At 69.8% G+C, this 18,721-nt stretch carries 14 protein-coding genes and 1 other RNA gene; 3 read left to right on the plus strand and 12 right to left on the minus strand.

The annotated features are described in order from the left end of the window. Window positions 1-76: 76 nt before the first annotated feature. Both M3B01_RS02215 and hrpA read right to left on the minus strand, forming a co-directional pair. Entirely contained in the window at window positions 77-1,534 is a 1,458-nt protein-coding gene (locus M3B01_RS02215) for an NAD-dependent malic enzyme (RefSeq protein WP_259789207.1), read from the minus strand. A gap of 119 nt (window positions 1,535-1,653) precedes the next feature. After that, entirely contained in the window at window positions 1,654-5,544 is a 3,891-nt protein-coding gene (hrpA, locus tag M3B01_RS02220) for an ATP-dependent RNA helicase HrpA (protein WP_259789208.1), read from the minus strand. A gap of 133 nt (window positions 5,545-5,677) precedes the next feature. On the opposite strand from hrpA, the gene tdh reads away from it, so the two are divergent. The 3 genes from tdh to M3B01_RS02235 all read left to right on the plus strand — a co-directional run bounded on the left by tdh (window position 5,678) and on the right by M3B01_RS02235 (window position 9,080). Continuing rightward, the gene (gene tdh, locus M3B01_RS02225) at window positions 5,678-6,742 is read left to right on the plus strand and encodes an L-threonine 3-dehydrogenase (protein ID WP_259789209.1); all 1,065 of its coding nucleotides are present in this window, start codon (window positions 5,678-5,680) and stop codon (window positions 6,740-6,742) included. Window positions 6,743-6,773: 31 nt separating this feature from the next. Continuing rightward, window positions 6,774-7,991, plus strand: coding sequence for a glycine C-acetyltransferase (locus M3B01_RS02230; RefSeq protein ID WP_259789210.1), 1,218 nt, complete (start codon window positions 6,774-6,776; stop codon window positions 7,989-7,991). A 219-nt stretch (window positions 7,992-8,210) separates the two neighbouring features. Further along, a complete protein-coding gene (locus M3B01_RS02235) occupies window positions 8,211-9,080 on the plus strand; it encodes a sugar phosphate isomerase/epimerase (protein ID WP_259789211.1) in 870 nt (289 codons plus the stop codon). A gap of 83 nt (window positions 9,081-9,163) precedes the next feature. On the opposite strand, the gene M3B01_RS02240 is transcribed toward M3B01_RS02235, so the two are convergent. The 10 genes from M3B01_RS02240 to M3B01_RS02285 all read right to left on the minus strand — a co-directional run bounded on the left by M3B01_RS02240 (window position 9,164) and on the right by M3B01_RS02285 (window position 18,696). Then, window positions 9,164-10,108 carry a cation diffusion facilitator family transporter gene (locus M3B01_RS02240; RefSeq protein ID WP_259789212.1) on the minus strand — a complete coding sequence of 315 codons (945 nt, stop codon included), beginning with the start codon at window positions 10,106-10,108 and terminating at the stop codon, window positions 9,164-9,166. A gap of 182 nt (window positions 10,109-10,290) precedes the next feature. Then, window positions 10,291-10,662: a transfer-messenger RNA gene (gene ssrA, locus M3B01_RS02245) on the minus strand. A gap of 220 nt (window positions 10,663-10,882) precedes the next feature. Further along, entirely contained in the window at window positions 10,883-11,788 is a 906-nt protein-coding gene (locus tag M3B01_RS02250) for a hypothetical protein (protein WP_193864724.1), read from the minus strand. A gap of 164 nt (window positions 11,789-11,952) precedes the next feature. Continuing rightward, window positions 11,953-12,474, minus strand: coding sequence for an SsrA-binding protein SmpB (gene smpB, locus M3B01_RS02255; RefSeq protein ID WP_228018478.1), 522 nt, complete (start codon window positions 12,472-12,474; stop codon window positions 11,953-11,955). A gap of 184 nt (window positions 12,475-12,658) precedes the next feature. Then, window positions 12,659-13,945 (minus strand): murein hydrolase activator EnvC, encoded by a 1,287-nt coding sequence (locus M3B01_RS02260; protein ID WP_193864723.1) that lies wholly within the window; start codon window positions 13,943-13,945, stop codon window positions 12,659-12,661. A 2-nt stretch (window positions 13,946-13,947) separates the two neighbouring features. Continuing rightward, window positions 13,948-14,865, minus strand: coding sequence for a permease-like cell division protein FtsX (gene ftsX, locus M3B01_RS02265; protein ID WP_259789213.1), 918 nt, complete (start codon window positions 14,863-14,865; stop codon window positions 13,948-13,950). Beyond that, window positions 14,862-15,809 carry a cell division ATP-binding protein FtsE gene (ftsE, locus tag M3B01_RS02270; RefSeq protein ID WP_193864721.1) on the minus strand — a complete coding sequence of 316 codons (948 nt, stop codon included), beginning with the start codon at window positions 15,807-15,809 and terminating at the stop codon, window positions 14,862-14,864. Before ftsE ends, ftsX begins: the two co-directional genes overlap by 4 nt. Before the next feature lie 131 nt (window positions 15,810-15,940). Then, window positions 15,941-17,059, minus strand: coding sequence for a peptide chain release factor 2 (prfB, locus tag M3B01_RS02275; protein ID WP_193864720.1), 1,119 nt, complete (start codon window positions 17,057-17,059; stop codon window positions 15,941-15,943). Between the two features lie 36 nt (window positions 17,060-17,095). Further along, window positions 17,096-18,292: a glycerate kinase gene (locus M3B01_RS02280; protein ID WP_259789214.1), complete on the minus strand. Its 1,197-nt coding sequence runs from the start codon at window positions 18,290-18,292 to the stop codon at window positions 17,096-17,098. Then, the gene (locus M3B01_RS02285) at window positions 18,289-18,696 is read right to left on the minus strand and encodes a pilus assembly protein TadG-related protein (protein WP_228018477.1); all 408 of its coding nucleotides are present in this window, start codon (window positions 18,694-18,696) and stop codon (window positions 18,289-18,291) included. Before M3B01_RS02285 ends, M3B01_RS02280 begins: the two co-directional genes overlap by 4 nt. Window positions 18,697-18,721: the final 25 nt, after the last annotated feature.

Below are 18,721 nucleotides of genomic sequence, written 5' to 3' on the forward strand. Positions count from 1 at the left end.
CGCAGGACGACCGGGGCAAGCCGCCATCGGGCCGGCGGCCGTCGTGCCGGGGTGGAAGCGCCGACGCCGACCGTGCTCAGCCCTCCAGGCTGATCTCGTCGGCGTACACGGCCTGGATGGCGCCGGTGATGGTGTCCACCGTCCCGGCGTCCTCCCGTGCCACCTTCTCCACTGCGCTCGCGACGGCCTTGGTGACACCTTCGTGGAACACGCTGGGCACGATGTAGGTGGGGTTGAGCTCCTCGGGCGTGACCACGTCGGCCAGGGCCTTCGCCGCGGCCAGCAGCATGCGGTCGGTGACCCGGGTGGCACGAGCATCGAGCAGGCCGCGGAAAACGCCGGGGAAGGCCAGCACGTTGTTGATCTGGTTGGAGAAGTCGCTGCGTCCGGTGGCCACGACCTCCGCGTGCTTGGCGGCCTCGGAGGGATCGATCTCCGGGGTGGGGTTGGCCATCGCGAACACCACGGAGCGATCTGCCATGGTGGCCACGTCCTCGGCGGTGAGGATGTTGCCGGCACTGACGCCGATGAACACGTCGGCCCCGGCGACGGCGTCGCGCAGGGTGCCGGTGATGCCGCGCGGATTTGTGACCTCGGCGATCCACGGCAGGCGACCGGCGAGCCGCTCGCGGCCCTCGTGGACGACGCCGTCGACGTCGGTGACCACGACGTCCCGCGCCCCGGCGGCGCGCAGCAGGCTGAGGATCGCGGTGCCGGCCGCGCCCGCGCCGGACAGCACGATGCGGGCGGTCTCGATCTTCTTGTCGACCACCCGCAGGGCGTTGCGCAGCGCGGCCACCACGACGATGGCGGTGCCGTGCTGGTCGTCGTGGAACACGGGGATGTCCAGCTCAGCCCGGAGGCGGTCCTCGATCTCGAAGCAGCGGGGGGCGGAGATGTCCTCGAGGTTGATGCCGGCGAACACGGGGGCGATCGCCTTGACGTGGGCGACGATGTCGTCGACCGAGTGGGCGTCCAGGCAGATCGGGAAGGCGTCGATGTTGGCGAAGCGCTTGAACAGGGCCGCCTTGCCCTCCATCACCGGCATGGCCGCCAGCGGCCCCAGGTCTCCCAGGCCCAGGATGGCGGAGCCGTCGGAGACCACCGCGACGGTGTTGCGCTTGATGGTCAGGCGGCGGGCGTCCTCGGGGTTCTCCGCGATGGCCTTGACCACCCGGGCCACGCCCGGGGTGTAGACCATGGAGAGATCGTCACGGTGGCGGATGGGAACCTTCGACTCGACGGTGAGCTTGCCGCCCAGGTGGGCCAGGAAGGTGCGGTCGGAGACCTTGCCCAGCTCCACGCCGTCCAGCACGCGCAGCTCCTCGACGATCTGCATCGCGTGATCGTGGCCGCCGGTGAGGACGGTGATGTCGGCCCGCATCCGCTCCGGCCCGGAGGCGGAGACGTCCAGGGCGGTGACCGAGCCCCCGTGGCGCTCGATGCTGCCGGTGATGTCGCTGACGGCGGCGGAGCGTGCCGCGAACTCGAGACGGATGGTGATGGAGTAGCTCACGGAGGGCATCGGTGACATGGGACACAGCGTATCCGTCGGCCCGCCGGACCGTGGTCATTCAGCCGGCGAACGGTGTCTCGTCGTGCGCGCGGCGCACCCAGATCGCCTGAGCGGCGGGCACCATCTGGCTGGGGCGCTCACCCCAGTTCTGCGATGGCCTTGCGGATCCGCTTGTCCGAGACGGTGTACTTCGTGCCCAGGGTCTGGGCGAACAGGCTCACGCGGAGCTCCTCGAGCATCCAGGGGATCTCACCGGCGTCCGGTTCGGCCAGGCGACGAGCGGAGAGCTTCGCCCGGACTCCCTCCCAGTACCGGGTGATGTCGTCGATCTGCCAGGCGAGCTGGTCGTCGCGACGGGGAATGCGCTGCAGCTTGTCCAGGCGAACCAGATCGGCCTCGAGATAGCGGCGCAGGTCCCCCAGGTGGTCCAGCCCCGTGCGGGAGATGAAGCCGTCGCCCAGCAGGGAGGCGGCGTGCTCGCGGATCGCGGTGAGCGTGTTCAGGATCGCCAGCGAGGAGGCGCGGGAGACCTCCTTCTGCAGCCGGCCGTGGACGGCGAGCGCACCGGCGGCGTCCTTGACGGCCTGGGCGGCGAGCACGTCGTGGCGTGCGCGCACCTTCTCCAGCAGTGCGTCGTACTCGGCACGGGTGCGGGCGGTGCCCTCCCCCACCAGGTGGGCGGTGGCCGCGCGGGAAGCATCGGCCAGCAGGGCCGCGGTGGAGGGGTAGTCCGAACCGGCCACGGCCAGCTTGGTGGGGTTGGGAAGGGAGTTCAGCACCCCGGACAGGTCCGTCCCCACCTCCCGGTCGATCAGGGCGATCAGACCGGCGCGGTGAGCCAGGGACTGCTCGTCCGCGGTCGCGAGGACGGCCAGGTCGATGCGGCTGACGGTGCCGTCCTTGTCGCGACGGGCCACCAGTGCGGGGTAGCCGGTGACCTTCAGCCCGCCCACGGTGGACTCGTGGACGCGCGGCACCCCGTCCTCGGGGAAGCTGCGCAGGTCGGTGCGGGCCAGGTCGTCACCGCGGGAGGAGACCGAGGCCTCCACGCGCTGTTTGAGGCGGGCCTTGAGATCGGCCAGGGAGTCGCCGCTGCCGATCTGGCGGCCCTTGGCGTCCACCACCCGGAAGTGCATGCGCAGGTGGGCGGGCAGCTTCGCCAGGTCGAACTCGGCCCCGTACAGGGGGAGGTCCTGGGGCACCCCGGGCAGGGCCACCAGCTCATCGGCCACGGCCTCCACGAAGGGCTCGCCCGCATCGGGGTCGTCGTCGTGGAGGGTTGCGGCCACGGCCTTGGCCCGCTCGGGGGCCGGCACCAGGTGGCGGCGGATCGGCTTGGGCAGGGAGCGGATCAGCTCGGTGATCAGCTCGTGGCGCATGCCGGGCACCAACCAGTCGAAGCCGCGCGGCTCGAGACGGTTCAGCACGGCCAGCGGCACGGTGGCGGTCACGCCATCGGCCCCCTTGGCCCCCACCTCGCCGAACGAGTAGCTCAGCGGCAGGGTGATGTCGCCCTGCACCCAGGTGTCCGGGTAGTCCCGTGCCAGGTGGGCGACGTCGGCGTCCGGGTCCAGCAGGTCGTCCTCGGTGAGGGTGAGCAGGTCCGGCGTCTCGTGCCGCTGCTTCTTCCACCAGGAGTCGAAGTGGGCGCCGGAGACCACCTCGGCGGGGATCCGCTCGTCGTAGAAGCGGAACAGCTGCTCGTCGGAGACCAGCAGGTCGCGCCGACGGGTCTTGGCCTCCAGCTCCTCGAGTCGGGCGATCAGGGCACGGTTGTCGCGGAAGAAGTGGTGGCGGGTGCGCCAGTCCCCCTCGATCAGGGCGTGCTGGATGAAGATGTCGCGAGCGGCCTCGGGGTCGATGCGTCCGTAGCCCACCACGCGGTCGGCCACGATGGGAACCCCGTACAGGGTGACCTTCTCGTGGGCCATCGCGCCGGCCCGCTTGGAGGACCAGTGCGGTGCGGAATGTGAGCGCCGCACCACGTGGGCGCCCACCTCTTCGGCCCAGGCGGGGTCGATGCGGGCGGCGGTGCGGCCCCACAGCCGGGAGGTCTCCACCAGCTCGGCGACCATCACGTAGTCGGGTCGCTTCTTGGCCAGGGCCGAGCCGAGCCAGATCGCGAAGCGGGCGCCGCGGGCCCCGGTGTACTCGCGGGAGCGCTCCTCGTACAGGCCCACATGGCTGAGCAGGCCCGCCAGCAGCGCCTGGTGGATGGCCTGAGGGCTCGCGGGGGTGTCGTTGCGGGAGAGCCCCACGTCCTTGGCCATGTCCCGCAGCTGGGAGTGCAGGTCCCACCATTCACGGATGCGCAGGTAGTGCAGGAACTCCGAGCGCACCTCGCGGCGGAAGGCGGAGCCGGACAGCGCATCGCGGCGCTGCTGCAGGTGCTCCCACAGCTTCAGATAGGCCAGGAAGTCGCTGGTCTCGTCCTCGAAGCGGCGGTGCTTCTCCTTGGCCTGCTGCTCCTGGCCCAGGGGCCGCTCGCGGGGATCCTGGATCTCCAGGGCCGCCACGATGATCAGCACCTCCCGCAGCGCCCCGAGGCGGTGCGCCTCGATCAGCATGCGCGCCATGCGGGGATCCAGGGGGAAGCGGGCCAGGGTGCGGCCCACCTTCGTCAGTCGGCGCCCGCCGGGCTGACCAGGGGCGTCCTCGATGGCACCCAGCTCCTCCAGCAGACGCACACCGTCGGTGATGGCGCGCGTGGCGGGGGGCTCGACGAAGGGGAAGGACTCCACGTCGCCCAGGCCCAGCGAGGTCATCAACAGCACCACGGAGGCCAGAGAGGTGCGCAGGATCTCCGGCTCGGTGTACTCGGGCCGGGCCTCGTAGTCCTCCTGGGAGTACAGGCGGATGGCGATGCCGGGGGCGGTACGGCCGGAGCGTCCCGAGCGCTGGTTCGCGCTGGCCTGGGAGATCGCCTCGATCGGCAGGCGCTGCACCTTGGTGCGCTGGGAGTACCTCGAGATCCGGGCCAGGCCCGAGTCGATCACGTACGTGATGCCCGGGACGGTCAGGGAGGTCTCGGCGACGTTCGTGGACAGGATGATGCGGCGGAAGGTGCCGGCGGGGGGCGGGGTGAAGATCTTCTGCTGGTCGGCGGCGGAGAGCCGGCCGAACAGGGGCAGCACCTCCACCGGCAGGGCGGCCCGGCCCCGGGTGCCGCGCCCCAGGTGGGAGCTGAGGGCATCGGCGATCTCCCGGATCTCCCGCTCACCGGGCAGGAACACCAGCATGTCGCCGGGGCCCTCAGCAGCCAGTTCGTCCACAGCGTCGGTGATGGCCTGGGTGAGGTCACGCTCGACGGAGTGGATGTCGTCCAGGTCGTCGTCCTCGCCCGCGTCCCCCTCGAGGTCGGGCTCGAGCACCAGGGGGCGATAGCGGATCTCCACGGGGTAGGTGCGGCCGGAGACCTCGAGGATCGGCGCCGGCTCCTGGTCGCCGGAGGGGAGGCGGCAAGAGAAGTGGGCCGCGAAGCGCTCGGGGTCGATGGTGGCGGAGGTGATGATGACCTTGAGATCGGGTCGCTCGGGCAGGATCTGCCGCAGGTAGCCCAGGATCACGTCGATGGTGAGGGAGCGCTCGTGGGCCTCGTCGATGATGATCGCGTCGTAGCGCTTCAGCAGCCGGTCCCGGCCGATCTCCGCCAGCAGGATGCCGTCGGTCATCAGCTTGAGGCGGGCCCCGCGGCTGGTCTCCTTGGTGAACCGCACCTGGTAACCGACGGTGCCCTCGCCCAGCTTCTCCCCCAGCTCCGCGGCGATCCGCTGCGCCACCGAGCGGGCGGCGATGCGTCGCGGCTGCGTGTGGCCGATCAGGCGGCCCTTGGCCCCGTACCCCAGCTCGAGCAGCATCTTGGGGATCTGGGTGGTCTTGCCGGATCCGGTCTCGCCGGCGATCACCACCACCTGGTTCTCGCGGATGGCCGCCTGGATGTCCTCGCGGCGCTGGGAGACGGGCAGGTCCGTGGGGTAGGTGATCCGCAGGTCAGTCCTGGGGCGGTCGGCGGGGGCGTTCTCGGTCATGACGGGCCAACTCTACGGCCCGTACCGAAGGAGCAGGCGGTGCGCCCGCACTAGGATGAAGGTCACTGATCGGACACGGGCTGCCGGCTGTCCTGGCCGGGCCCGTGGTGTGACCGAGGAGACGACCGCTGCGATGCGTGCGCTGCGCAAGACCGAGCCCGGGCCAGGCCTGATGCTCACCGAGGTGCCGGAGCCGAAGTGCGGCCCTTGGGACGTGAAGATCCGGGTGATGCGCGCCGGGATCTGCGGGACCGACCTGCACATCCTGGCCTGGGACGCCTCCGCCCAGGCCATGTGCGACACCGTCCCGTTCACCCCCGGCCACGAGTTCTACGGCGAGGTGGTCGAGGTGGGCGACCAGGTTCCCGATGTGCGCATCGGCGACCGCGTCTCCGGTGAGGGGCACGTGGTGTGCGGGACCTGCCGCAACTGTCGGGCCGGACGCCGGCAGATGTGCATCCGCACCCGCTCCGTGGGCGTGCAGAGGGATGGCGCCTTCGCCGAGTACGTGGTGATCCCGCACCTGAACGTGTGGGTGCACGAGTCGGGCGGCGGCACCGAGCTGATCTCCCCCGAGCTGGGCGCGCTGTTCGATCCGCTGGGCAATGCCGTGCACACCACCGTGAAGTTCCCCGTGGTGGGTGAGGACGTCCTGGTCACGGGCGCGGGCCCGATCGGTCAGATGTGCGTGGCCGTGGCGCGCCATGCCGGTGCCCGCTACATCACCGTCACCGACGTGGCGCCGCACCGGCTGCAGATGGCCGTCGAGAGCGGGGCGGACGTCACGGTGGACGTCTCCACCACCCGTGTGCGCGAGGCCCAGCAGGAGCTGGGCATGCGCGAGGGCTTCGACGTGGGTCTGGAGATCTCCGGGCAGGCCTCCGCCCTGCAGGAGATGATCGAGAACATGAACCACGGTGGCAAGATCGCGCTGCTGGGGCTCCCGCCCAGGCAGTTCGAGATCGACTGGACGGTCGTGGTCACGCGCATGCTCACCCTGCAGGGCATTTACGGCCGGGAGATGTTCGAGACCTGGAACGCGATGGCCGCGATGCTCACCAGTTCGCAGAAGCTGCGCGAACTGGTCACCCGCACCGTCACCGACGTGCTGCCTGCCTCCCGGTTCGAGGAGGGCTACGAGATCGCCCGCTCCGGCAGCGGCGGCAAGGTGCTGCTGGACTGGGAGAGCATCGATTGACCACTCACCCCCACCCCCAGGAAGGAACCCCGTGTACACGGACCTCAAGGATCAGCTGACCGCCGAGCTCGCACAGATCGAGGAGGCCGGGACCTTCAAGCACGAGCGGGTGATCACCACCGCTCAGTCGGGCCGCATCACCGCGGGCCCCATCGGCCGTGACGGCTCTGAGGTGCTGAACTTCTGCGCCAACAACTACCTGGGCCTGGCCGATCACCCCGACCTGGTCGCCGCCGCCCACGATGCCCTCGATGAGCGAGGTTTCGGCATGGCCTCGGTGCGCTTCATCTGCGGCACCCAGGACCTGCACCTCCGGCTCGAGGACGCCATGAGCGAGTTCCTGGGGACCGAGGCCACCATCCTGTTCTCCTCCTGCTTCGACGCCAACGGGGCCGTGTTCGAGCCCCTGTTCGGCAAGGAGGACGCCATCATCTCCGACGAGCTGAACCACGCCTCCTTGATCGACGGCATCCGCCTGTCCAAGGCGGCGCGCTTCCGCTACCGCAACGCCGACATGGCGGATCTGCGCACCCAGCTGGAGGCAGCCGCGCAGCTGCACGACGGGAAGGGCGCTCGCCGCACCGTGATCGTCACCGACGGGGTGTTCTCCATGGACGGGTACCTGGCACCGCTGGAGGAGATCTGCGACCTCGCCGAGGAGTTCGGCGCGCTGGTGATGGTGGACGACTCCCATGCGGTGGGCTTCATGGGCGCCACCGGGGCCGGCACACCGGAGCACTTCGGGGTCTCGAATCGGGTGGACATCTACACCGGTACCTTCGGCAAGGCGCTGGGCGGCGCGAGCGGCGGCTATGTCTCCGGTCGCGCCGAGATCATCGCCATGCTGCGGCAGAAGGGCCGTCCCTACCTGTTCTCCAACTCCCTGGCACCGGCGATCGTGGCCGCCTCGATCAAGGCCCTCGAGCTGGTGGCCGCCTCGCACGAGCTGCGCGGCACGCTGTTCGACAATGCAGCCCGGTTCCGTCGACGCATGGGCGAAGAGGGCTTCGAGCTGCTGGACGGCGAGCACGCGATCGTCCCGGTGATGTTCGGGGACGCCGCGCTGGCCGGTCGGATCGCCGATGCGATGCTCGAGGAGGGCGTGTACGTCACCGCGTTCTCCTACCCGGTGGTGCCGCGCGGAAGGGCGCGCATCCGCGTGCAGCTCTCCGCCGCGCACACCGAGGAGGACATCGAGGCCTGCGTGCAGGCGTTCGTGCGCGCTCGGGACCGGGTGCAGGCGAGCTGAGCCCCGGTCAGCCACCGCTGCGCGCGACGGCAACCGCTGCCAGCGCGGGCACGGGCTCTGCTTCGACTGAGCCACGGGTGGTGGCCGGCCCCCGCTCGGCTGTTCGTCGATCCTGCCCGGTGCCGTGCCCCCGTCACGACAACGGGCGGCAACCTGCCGCAGCAGGACCGGTCGCGCTGGATAGGCTGGTGCGCACCCGACTGCCTCGAGGAGAGTGCCATGGCGCGCATCGGAATCCAGCTGATGATGCTGAGGGACCACATCGCCGAGCAGGGGGTGCTGCCGGTCCTGGAGCGGGTGCGCGAGACCGGCTACAGCGTCGTCGAGGTCTCCCAGATCCCGATGACCGCGCAGAACGTGGCCGACATGGAGCGGGCTCGCACGGAACTGGGCATCGAGTACGCCGCGATCTCCGCGAAGACCACCGCGCCGCCCTCCTCCCAGGACCAGACTCTGGCCGATCACTTCGATCTGCTGGTGGAGGAGGCGCAGACGCTCGGCACCTCCATGATCCGGATCGGCATGATGCCGATAGAGGCCATGCGCTCCCCGGAGGCGTTCTTCGCGTTCTGCGATGAGACCGAGCAGTACGCGGCCCGGATGCAGGAGGCGGGCATCTCGCTGAGCTACCACAACCACCACGTGGAGTTCGCCCGGATCGACGGGCGCACGCTGCTGGAGCACCTGCGCGAGAAGGCCCCGAGCCTGCGCTTCGAGATCGACTGCCACTGGGTGCAGCGCGGCGGCCGTGACCCGGAGCGCACCCTGCGGCAGTTCGACGGCGTGCTGGACATGGTGCATCTGAAGGACTACCGGATCACCCTTCCCCCGGCCGAGGTGCTGGCGGCGATGGATGCAGGGGACACCACCGCCTTCCCCACCTACTGGCAGGGCTCCATCGTGCAGTTCGCCGAGGTGGGACAGGGAACCCTGGACTGGGCACCGGTGATCGAGCAGGGCATCGCCTCCGGTGCGGAGCACCTGCTGGTGGAGCAGGACCTCACCTACGGGCGCGACATCTTCGAGTCGCTGGCGATGAGCAGGGCGCACCTGGTGGAACTGGGGTACGGGGCACTGATCGACGGCTGAGCCGACAGTCGGCGCTGTCCGCGCCCTGGCGGCCCGATGTGCGCGCGCCACGGGCCGGCTGTGGTCACTCGTGCAGGGCGGCGTCACTCGTGCAGGGCGGCCCAGGCCTCCTGGCGGCGGATCTCCTCCGTCTCCAACTGGATCGTCGAGTGCTCGAACGCGATCGGGAAGTGGCTGCGCAGGCAGGACTGCACGTCGGCGAGGATTTGCGGGGCATGACCGGATTCGAAGCAGCCGTCCGCGATCACCACGTGCGCCGAGATCACCGGCAAGTCGCTGCCGATTGCGGAGGCGTGCAGGTCGTGCAGGTCTACCACGTGGTCCAGCGCCAGGATGTGCTCGCGGACCTCGTCCAGATCGACACCGCGCGGGGTGTACTCCATGAGGATCCGCAGGGTCTCGTGGAGGATCCGGAACGCCCGGGGGACGATCAGGGCGGCGATGAACAGTCCCGCCAGTGCATCGGCCCGCTGGAACCCCGTGGTGGCGATGACCACGGCTGCCACGATGACGCCCAGGGACCCCAGGGCGTCGTTGACCACCTCGAGGGTGGCGGCTCGCAGGTTCAGGTTGGCCGATCCGCTGCCCGAGAGGATCAGGATGGCGGCGATGTTCGCCGCCAGGCCGACGACGCCGAAGATCAGCAGCTCCCGGGAGGGCACCTCCGGGGGCGCGGCGAGCCGGGAGAGCCCTTCGACCGCCGTGTACAGCCCCACCACCAGCAGCAGCACCGCCTGCCCGAGGGCGGCGATGACCTCGATGCGCGCGAAGCCCCACGTGCGCGCGCTGCTGGGCGGACGCAGCATCATGGTGGCGGCGATCAGCGCCACGGCGAGTCCCGAGGCGTCCGCGAGGGCGTGGACTGTGTCCGTCAGCAGTGCCAGGGAGCCGGTGATCACGCTGCCCACGGCCTGGGCGAGCACGATCACCAGGGTGATCCCGAAGGCGATGGCCAGGCGCCCCCGGGCGGTGCGGGCGCTGCCGTGGGCATGGCCATGTGCGTGGCCGTGCGAGTGGACCCCGGCCATCAGAACCGATCCCGCACACGCGTCATGTCCATACCGGAGATGGTACCGATGGGACGGGAGCGCCGACACCGGGTGCAGCCAGGCGCGTGCGAGAAATGCTCACCGCGTGATGACGACGCATGCAGAAGGCCCCCTCCCCCGCGCTTCAGCGCAGGTGAGGGGGCCTTCTGGTACTTCTCATCGAGTGGAGACGGCGGGAATCGAACCCGCGTCCGATAGTGCGAAGCCAGGGCTTCTCCGGGCGCAGTCCGTGAAAGGCGCTTTCTCAGTCCCGACGCTCGCACGGACACGTCGTCGACGGACTCAGTCACTCTGAGGTGTTCACCCGGCCCCGATGACGAGGGACGGAAGCAGTGGCTCCTTTGATGATGGAACGATCCGGGTCAGGAGCACGCCCGGGGTTCCAGACTGCTGTCGCTGATCAGGCAGCGAGAGCGAAGTCAGTGCGCTTGGGTTCGGCACTTATTGGTTTCCAGAGGACATTAACGAGTTGACTCTGGATTCTCGGCCCGCTTCCCCTCGCTGGACAACTACCGTCGAAACCGATCGTCCCCGAGCGTGGAGCAGTGGCATGGAGCGGCAGCTGATGGGCTGCCGGTGCACTCGATGTTCACTTGTCAATCAGAGGAATCCTCAGCCGTACGGCTGGTGGACCCTCGTCCACGGTCATACCAGTGTAGCCGGTGGCGCGCGTTCGCCCAAGGTCTTTTCTACGTGGGCAGGCCCACCGGGATCCGGGGAATACCGGGTCCGGTGGGCCTGCGGACGGGCGGATCAGCCCGATTCGCCCTCGGTGGACTGGTCGCCGATCTCCAGGGCCACCAGCAGCCCGGGGTCGGAGTCCACGAACCACACAGCCATCGCCTCGGCATCGAAGCCGGCGTCGGTCGAGTGCTCCCAGACGACGTCGCACCCGACGGGATCCGGGGAGCCGGCCGGGAGCGCACCCTCGCACTCGGTCACCGCGATCGGGGAGTCGAGGGGGGCGTACCCGGCATCGCTGTTCGCAGTGGCCTGGACAGCCTCGCCGAGCTCCGCGGCACTCAGCTCATCCGTGCCGAACATGGAGCCCTGCCCCACTCCGACGAGATGGTTGTCCTGATCGGTGAAGGTCTCCAGTGCCTGCGCCGATGGCGGGGCACCGATGCTCACCAGCAGTGCCGGGGAACCGGCCGGGTCGAACCCCACCGGCGCGCGTACCGCCATCACGGTCAGCTCCTGCTCCCCGTCGAGGCCCTCCATGTCGAAGGATGCCGTGCAGTTCACGGAGGACCTATCGGTGTAGGCGAGCTCGCCGTCACAGGAGGGGGCGGTACGGTCGCTGATCACCTCGTGCCCGGCAAGCACGCCTGCCAAGCCGTCACCGGTGAGCGTCCACGGGGTCTGCGAGGTGTCCACGGCCTCCTCCACCCCGTCGACGATGTAGAGCACGGCCGGCGGCCTGCCTGCACTGCCCCGGGCCTCCGGGGCATCCGCCCCTCCCCCGTCGCTCGCTCCGACCTCCGACTGGTCGTCGGTGGCCTCATCGGAGTCGGTGGCGGTGCCTCCGCCGTCCGATGATGCCGGGCCCTGGTCGCCCCCGGTCGCCTCCTCGCCCGCTGTCGGCTGATCGACCGGTTCTGCATCGTTGCTGCATCCGACCATGCCGAGTGCCAGCACGGCGGCCGCCACTCCGGTCATGAGCGCTCGAGCCGTGCGGCCCGCCCTGGTCGTGCGCGATTCCCTCATCGGTACCCCTTCGTGGTCGAGCTGCTCCTCGCAGCTCCGTCGGTGTGCCTGGTCCGGCGCACGCCAACTGTATAAGGGAACCCAACATCAGCTCAAGCGATAGTAAAACTGTGTGGTCAGACGAGTTCTCGCCGGCGCATCGCGCGCTGGGCCTCACGCAGATCCTGCTGTTCGCGCAAGGTGTGCCGCTTGTCCCACTCCTTCTTGCCGCGGGCCAGGGCGATCACCACCTTCGCGTGGGATCCGAGGAAGTACATCTCCAGCGGGACCAGGGTGTAGCCCTTCTCACGGGTCTTCCCGGCGAGCTTGGCGATCTCGTGCTTGTGCAGCAGCAGCTTGCGCTTGCGGCGGGCGGCATGGTTGGTCCAGGTGCCCTTCACGTACGGGGCGATGTGCACGGCATCCATCCACACCTCGCCGCCATCGAGATAGCAGTAGCCGTCGACGAGGGAGGCACCGCGGTCACGGAGGGACTTCACCTCGGTGCCGGTCAGCACGATGCCGGCCTCCCAGGTGTCATCGATGTGGTAGTCGTGACGGGCCTTCTTGTTGGAGGCGATGAGCTTCTTGACGGGTCCGTCCGCAGCGCCCTGCCTCTTCGCGGCCTTGGTCGCCTTCTTCTCGGCCTTCGTGGCCATGGTCCCTCCTCACCTCGTGATCCACCAGCGCCACCGTTCGGCCTCACCGGAGCCGACGCGGTCCCCGCGCCAGCGTCCCAGCCTACGCGCCGCTCCTGGTCGTGTGCGAGCGATTATGCGCAGGGCGCGAGGGCACGGCACCGGGCGCCGGCCTCAAAACCGCTCCCGGGCGGCGCGTCCTGGTTCAGATGTACTTCGCGGGGTTGACGGCGTTGCCGTCCTCGTGGATCTCGAAGTGGAGGTGGCAGCCGGTGGAGCTTCCGGTGGTGCCCACGTAGCCCACGGTCTGCCCGGCTGAGACGCTCGCCCCCACCGGAAGTGCGAAGCCTTGCAGGTGGTGGTAGGAGCTGGTGATCAGCTTGCCGTTGTGGATGCCGTGGCTGAGCACGATCTTGTTGCCGGCGCCGCGGTTGTAGGTGCGCTGGATGACGCGGCCGGACTGGGTGGCGCCCACCGGGACGCCGCAGGCGGAGGGGAAGTCCACCCCGGCGTGGAGGCGGCGGGTGCGGTAGATCGGATGCACGCGCCAGCCGAAGTTGGAGTTCAGGCGCTCACCGACGGGGCGGGTCCATCCGCTGCCCGAGGGCGTGACTGCGGGCTGCGCCCCGCCGCTGCCGCTGCTCTCCTCCCGCTCGCGCTCCTTGCGGGCCAGCTCGGCGATCTCGTCGTCGAGGGAGGAGCTGCGCGACTCCAGGTTCTGCTCGTCGTCCTCGTACTGCTTCTTCTTGTCCTCGAGGTCGTCGCGCTGCTGCGTCTGCTGCGCATACAGGTCGTCGAGCTCCTGCTTGGCGTCCTCGGCGTCCTGCTCGGCCTGGGTCTTCCGCTCGAGGGTCTCCTCGGCCTCGGCCTTGAGGTCGTCGATCTCCTCGCGCACGGCGGTGAGGCGGTCGGCGGAGTTCTCGCTCACGGCCTGGTCGGTGCGCAGGGTGTCCAGGCGCGACCCCTGGGACGCCATGGTGAGGCGGTAGTTCATGGTGCGATCCACCGTGTCCTGGGGGCTGCCGCCCACGAAGACGGTGGCCGGGTTGGGAATCCCCGCGCCCTTGTAGGCCGACAGTGCCACCTGGGCGAGCTCGTCGTCGGTGCGGTCGACCTCGTCCTGGCCGGCGGCGACCTCGTCCTCCAGCTCCTTCTCCTCGTCCTGGGCCTTGCTCAGCCGTTCGCCGACCTCGCGGTCCTCCTCCTCGGCGATCGCGAGCTCCTCCCGGGCGTCGTCGAGAGCGTCCTGGGCCTGAGGGATCAGCAGCTCGGTCTCGGCCAGTTCCATGTAGGTGTCGGCGAGGTCGTCGTTGACCCCGTCCAGCTCCAGGCGGAGGTCCTCGAGCTGCTGCTCGATCGAATCGCGCTCGGCGATCTTGTCGTCCTTGGACCCCTCCGCGAGCGCCGTGGTCGGCACCGCCAGCAGCGGGAACAGCACCATCAGTGCGGAGGCGAGCACGCACAGCGGGCGGCGCAGGAGGCGATCGGTCATGCTCACACCTTCAGGTAGCGGTTCAGGGAGACCACACAGGACACGATGGACAGCGCCGCGCCCAGCACGATGATCACCGGCGCCGCCCACACCAGGTCGGCGGTTCCCACGGTGATCAGCTGGGGGCCGAGGGTCTCCACCAGCCAGCCCTCGACGATGTACCGCAGGCCCACCCACAGCATCGCTGAGGCGATCACTCCTCCGATGAGGGCGGCCGCGGCGCCCTCGAGCAAGAACGGTGCCCGGATGAACACGTTGGAGGCTCCCACCAGGCGCATGATCGCGATCTCGCGGCGGCGGTTGGCCACCGACATCCGGATCGTGGTGGCCACCAGCAGAGCGGCGGCGACCAGCATCAGCACCGCCAGTCCCAGGGCGAACATCGTGGACTGGTTGAGCACGTCGATGAACGGGGCGAACACGCTGAGCAGGTCGGTGACCTCGTCCACGCCGTCGCGTCCCTGGAAGAACTCGACCACCGCGTCGGAGTCCTCCGCGTTCTTCAGCGTGATGTGGAAGGAGACGGGCATGTCCGCGGCCGTGAAGTTCGAGACGAACCCCTCCCCCGCGAACTGCTCCTGGTAGATCTCCAGGGCCTCGTCCTGACTGCGTTCGGAGAACCTGTCGATGTACGGGGAGAGCACGTCCCCCTCGAGGGCCTCGCGCGCGGAGTCGATCTGCGCATCGGTGGCCGCTCCCCCGGCGCACGAGGCCGCCGTCGAGTGGGGCGAGCACATGAAGATGGTCACCTGCGACTGCTCCACCAGGGTGTTCTTCATCTCCAGGATCTGCTTCTGCATCAGCAGGCCGGTGCCCACGAAGGTCAGGGAGACCGCGGTGACGATCACCACCGAGATCACCATGGAGATGTTGCGCCACAGACCGGTGAGGATCTCGCTGAGGATGTACCGCGCCCTCATCGTGCGGACTCCGGATCGTGCAGGTCCTCGGCGAAGGCCTCGTCCTCCTCGCGCAGGTGGGCATCGCGCTCGTCGAGCAGGTCGTCGCCGTCATGGGGGACGCGGTGGGATCCGCCCGCCTGTCTCCCGGGACGGTCGTCGGGGGAGCGCTGGGCATCATCGGTGCTGTCCCGGTGATCCGTCTCCGGATCGGCGAGGGCCTGTGCGTCGAGGTCCTCGGCCCCGTCGGGGAGGTTGCCGGAGATGACGCTCTCCGGGGCGACGGACTCGTAGGTGCCGTGGGCGTCGTCGCGCACCACCCTGCCCGCGACCATCTCCACCACTCGGCGGCGCATGCGGTCGACGGCGGTGCGGTCGTGAGTGGCCATCACCACGGTGGTGCCGCGATCGTTGATCTCGGCCAGCAGGTCCAGGATTCCCTCCGCGGTGGAGGGGTCGAGGTTGCCTGTGGGCTCGTCGGCCAGCAGGATCGAGGGGCGGTTGACGTAGGCCCGGGCGATGGCCACGCGCTGCTGCTCACCGCCGGAGAGCTCGTGTGGCAGGCGGCGGCCCTTGTCCTCCAGTCCCACCATCTCCAGCATCTCGGGCACCAGGCGCCGCACCACCTTGCGGGGGGTGCCGATCACGGCCAGGGCGAACTCGATGTTCTGGTAGGCGGTCTTGGAGGGCAGCAGGCGGAAGTCCTGGAACACCATGCCGATGTCGCGCCGCAGCGCCGGCACCCGCCACGAGGGGATGCGGGAGAGGTCCTTGCCGGCCACGTGCACGGTCCCACTGGTGGGCGCGGTCTCCTTGAGCACCATGCGCATCAGGGTCGACTTGCCGGAACCGGAGGCCCCCACCAGGAACACGAACTCCCCGCGGGCGAACTCGATATCGAGGTTCTCCACCGCGGGGTTCTGTCCACGCATGTACGTCTTGGTGACGTCGTCGAAACGGATCACGAGCGCCTGTCGGGGTCGGGGAAGCTGAGCGCTTCCAGGGTAGGCGCCCCAGGAGCAGATGCGCCGTTGCCACCGTCACCGGGACGGTCAAGTCCTGGTCAAACCTCGGTGCGCAGCGGGACTCGACGGGATCAGGCGTCGGATTCCTTGCCCTGCTCGGCGCGCCAGCGGATGCCGGCGTCGATGAACTCGTCGATCTCGCCGTCGAACACGGAGGAGGGATTGCCCTCCTGGTACTCGGTGCGCAGGTCCTTCACCATCTGGTACGGGTTCAGCACGTAGGAGCGCATCTGGTCGCCCCAGCTGGCCTTCACGTCCCCGGCGAGCTCCTTGCGCTCGGCGGCCTCCTGCTCCTTCTTCAGCAGCAGCAGGCGGGACTGCATCACGCGCAGCGCGGCGGCACGGTTCTGGATCTGGGACTTCTCGTCCTGCATGGACACCACGATCCCGGTGGGGATGTGGGTCATGCGCACGGCGGAGTCGGTGGTGTTCACGCTCTGACCACCGGGGCCGGAGGAGCGGAACACGTCGATCTTCAGCTCGTTCTCGGGGATCTCGATGGAGTCGGTGGACTCGATCAGCGGGATCACCTCGACGGCGGCGAAGGAGGTCTGGCGCCGGCCCTGGTTGTCGAAGGGGCTGATGCGCACCAGGCGGTGGGTACCGCCTTCGACGGAGAGGGTGCCGTAGGCGAAGGGGGCACTGACCTCGAAGGTCACGGACTTCAGTCCGGCCTCCTCGGCGTAGGAGGTGTCCATCACCTTGGTGGAGTACCCGTGGCGCTCCGCCCACCGCAGGTACATGCGCAGCAGCATCTCGGCGAAGTCCGCTGCGTCCACGCCGCCGGCGCCGGCGCGGATGGTGATCACCGCGTTGCGCTCGTCGTACTCGCCGGAGAGCAGGGTGCGCACCTCGAGCTCGTCGAGGGACTTGCGAATGGCGGCGAACTCCGCCTCGGCCTCGGCGAGCGCCTCGGCGTCGTTCTCCTCGGCGGAGAGCTCGACCATGATCTCGAGGTCGTCGATGCGCTGGCCGAGCTCGGTGACGCGGCGCAGCTCGGCCTGGGCGTGGGACAGGGCGGAGGTGACGCGCTGGGCGTTGTCGACGTCGTCCCAGAGGTTCTGGTCCGATGCCTCCTTCTCGAGCTCGGCGATCTTCGCCTCGAGCGCGCTGACGTCCGTCACCTGCTCGATCGAGCTCAGGGTCGAACGGAGGTGCGGGATCTCTGCGGAGAAGTCGATGGCTGCCACAAGGGGGGAGTCTACGGCAGTGCTGCCGGGGAGCCGTCAGGAGGGTTCCCGGCCCTGGCCGAGCCGGGCCTCGCTCAGGTGCGCACCGATCTTGCGGCCGACGTCCTCGAGCAGCTCCTCGGTGCGGGCCATGGCCTGGGCGCTGCCGCCGGCCCGGGAGAGCAGGTCCCAGGCCCGCTCGATGCGGGCCTCACGCAGGCGGGACGGGTCCAGCCGGACCGCGCCGGCCACGGCGAGCACCGGCAGGCTCCGGGCGGCGGCGCGGCGCGCCACTTCGGCGGGGCCCTTGCCCTGGAGGGTCTGCTCATCGAGCGCTCCCTCCCCGGTGATCACCAGGTGGGCGCTATCGAGGTGCTGGTCGAAGCCGGCGAGCTCGAGCACGGCGTCGGCCCCGGAGCGCGGGAGCGCACCGAGCAGGTGCAGGGCGAAGCCCGCTCCCCCGGCCGCCCCAGCACCGGGCCGGTCCCGGAGGTCACCGCTGGGGTCGAGGACGGCGGCGGCCCGCTCGAGGATCGCCTCGGCCTCGTCGATCTCGGTGGCGGCGAGCCCCTTCTGCGGGCCGAACACGCCAGCAGCGCCCTCGGGCCCCAGAAGGGGGCTGGTGACGTCGCTGGCGATGATCAGCTGCACCCCGTCCAGGGCTTCTCGGGCAGGGTCCAGGTCCGCGGTCACCAGGCGCGCAAGACCGTCGAGCCCTGGCCCGATGCCGACCCCGTCCGCATCGAGCAGCCGCGCCCCCAGCCCCTGCAGCAGCCCTGCCCCGAGATCGGTGGAAGCGCTGCCGCCCAGGCCCACCATCACACTGCGAGCGCCCGCGGTGACGGCGGCGAGGATCAGTTCCCCGAGACCGCGGGTGGAGGCGGTGCGGCCGGCGAGATCGCCCCCGGGGAGTGCTTGGAGGCCGACGGTCTCGGCCAGTTCGACCACGGCGGTGCCGTCGGACCCCTGGGCCCAACGGGCGGCGCGCTTCTTCCCGGTGGGCCCGGTGACGGTGGCGGGGTGCTCGGTGTACCCGGCGGTGAGGGCGGCGTCAACGGTGCCGTCGCCGCCGTCGGCGATGGGGCAGTGGATCAGGCGGACCTCGGGGGCCGTGGCCAAGATGCCGCGGGCGAGAGCCTTCGCCACCTGGGCGGCGGTGGCCGAACCCTTGAACTTGTCGGGAGCCAGCAGCACGGTGTCGGCTGCTGACCGGAGCGGGCTGTGCGGGGAGCTCACTGCTGCGCCTGTGTTCATCGTGAGCGTGCCTGCCCTTCGACCGTGAGGGGGACGGCGATGCCCGTGCCCCGGGTGAACCATCCTGCCAGCGGTGGGTGGGTGGTGGCCGAGAGCTGGATGCGCACCGTGCCATCCGTGTCCACCTGTACCCCGGTGATGTCGAGATCCTCGGTTCGGGTGGAGTCGATCGGGTAGGTGGACAGATGCTCGATCGCGGCGGAGCGCGCATCGGCCTCGGAGGGGACGCCCCCGGATCCGTGGCCGTACAGGTCGGCAGGGTCCAGCGCCTGGGTGGCGGCCAGGGCGGCTCCGTCGGCGGCGTGCTGGAGCCGGTTGCGCTCCAGGTGCACCCCGGTGATCGAGGTGCCCACGGCGATCACCATCAGGATCACCACCAGGACGCCGGTGGTGAGGATCGTCATCGATCCATCGGTGCTGCGCAGCCGC

Origin of the sequence: Brachybacterium sp. p3-SID957 (assembly GCF_025144775.1) — a bacterium.
Lineage (GTDB): Bacteria > Actinomycetota > Actinomycetes > Actinomycetales > Dermabacteraceae > Brachybacterium > Brachybacterium epidermidis.

Coding starts and splice junctions, on each gene's coding strand:
- M3B01_RS02280 (WP_259789214.1), bottom strand. CDS start 18,292: ATGAACACAGGCGCAGCAGTGAGCTCCCCGCACAGCCCGCTCCGGTCA.
- M3B01_RS02235 (WP_259789211.1), top strand. CDS start 8,211: ATGGCGCGCATCGGAATCCAGCTGATGATGCTGAGGGACCACATCGCC.
- tdh (WP_259789209.1), top strand. CDS start 5,678: ATGCGTGCGCTGCGCAAGACCGAGCCCGGGCCAGGCCTGATGCTCACC.
- M3B01_RS02285 (WP_228018477.1), bottom strand. CDS start 18,696: ATGACGATCCTCACCACCGGCGTCCTGGTGGTGATCCTGATGGTGATC.
- smpB (WP_228018478.1), bottom strand. CDS start 12,474: ATGGCCACGAAGGCCGAGAAGAAGGCGACCAAGGCCGCGAAGAGGCAG.
- M3B01_RS02215 (WP_259789207.1), bottom strand. CDS start 1,534: ATGTCACCGATGCCCTCCGTGAGCTACTCCATCACCATCCGTCTCGAG.
- M3B01_RS02250 (WP_193864724.1), bottom strand. CDS start 11,788: ATGACCGGAGTGGCGGCCGCCGTGCTGGCACTCGGCATGGTCGGATGC.
- M3B01_RS02240 (WP_259789212.1), bottom strand. CDS start 10,108: ATGGCCGGGGTCCACTCGCACGGCCACGCACATGGCCATGCCCACGGC.
- ftsX (WP_259789213.1), bottom strand. CDS start 14,865: ATGAGGGCGCGGTACATCCTCAGCGAGATCCTCACCGGTCTGTGGCGC.
- hrpA (WP_259789208.1), bottom strand. CDS start 5,544: ATGACCGAGAACGCCCCCGCCGACCGCCCCAGGACTGACCTGCGGATC.
- M3B01_RS02260 (WP_193864723.1), bottom strand. CDS start 13,945: ATGACCGATCGCCTCCTGCGCCGCCCGCTGTGCGTGCTCGCCTCCGCA.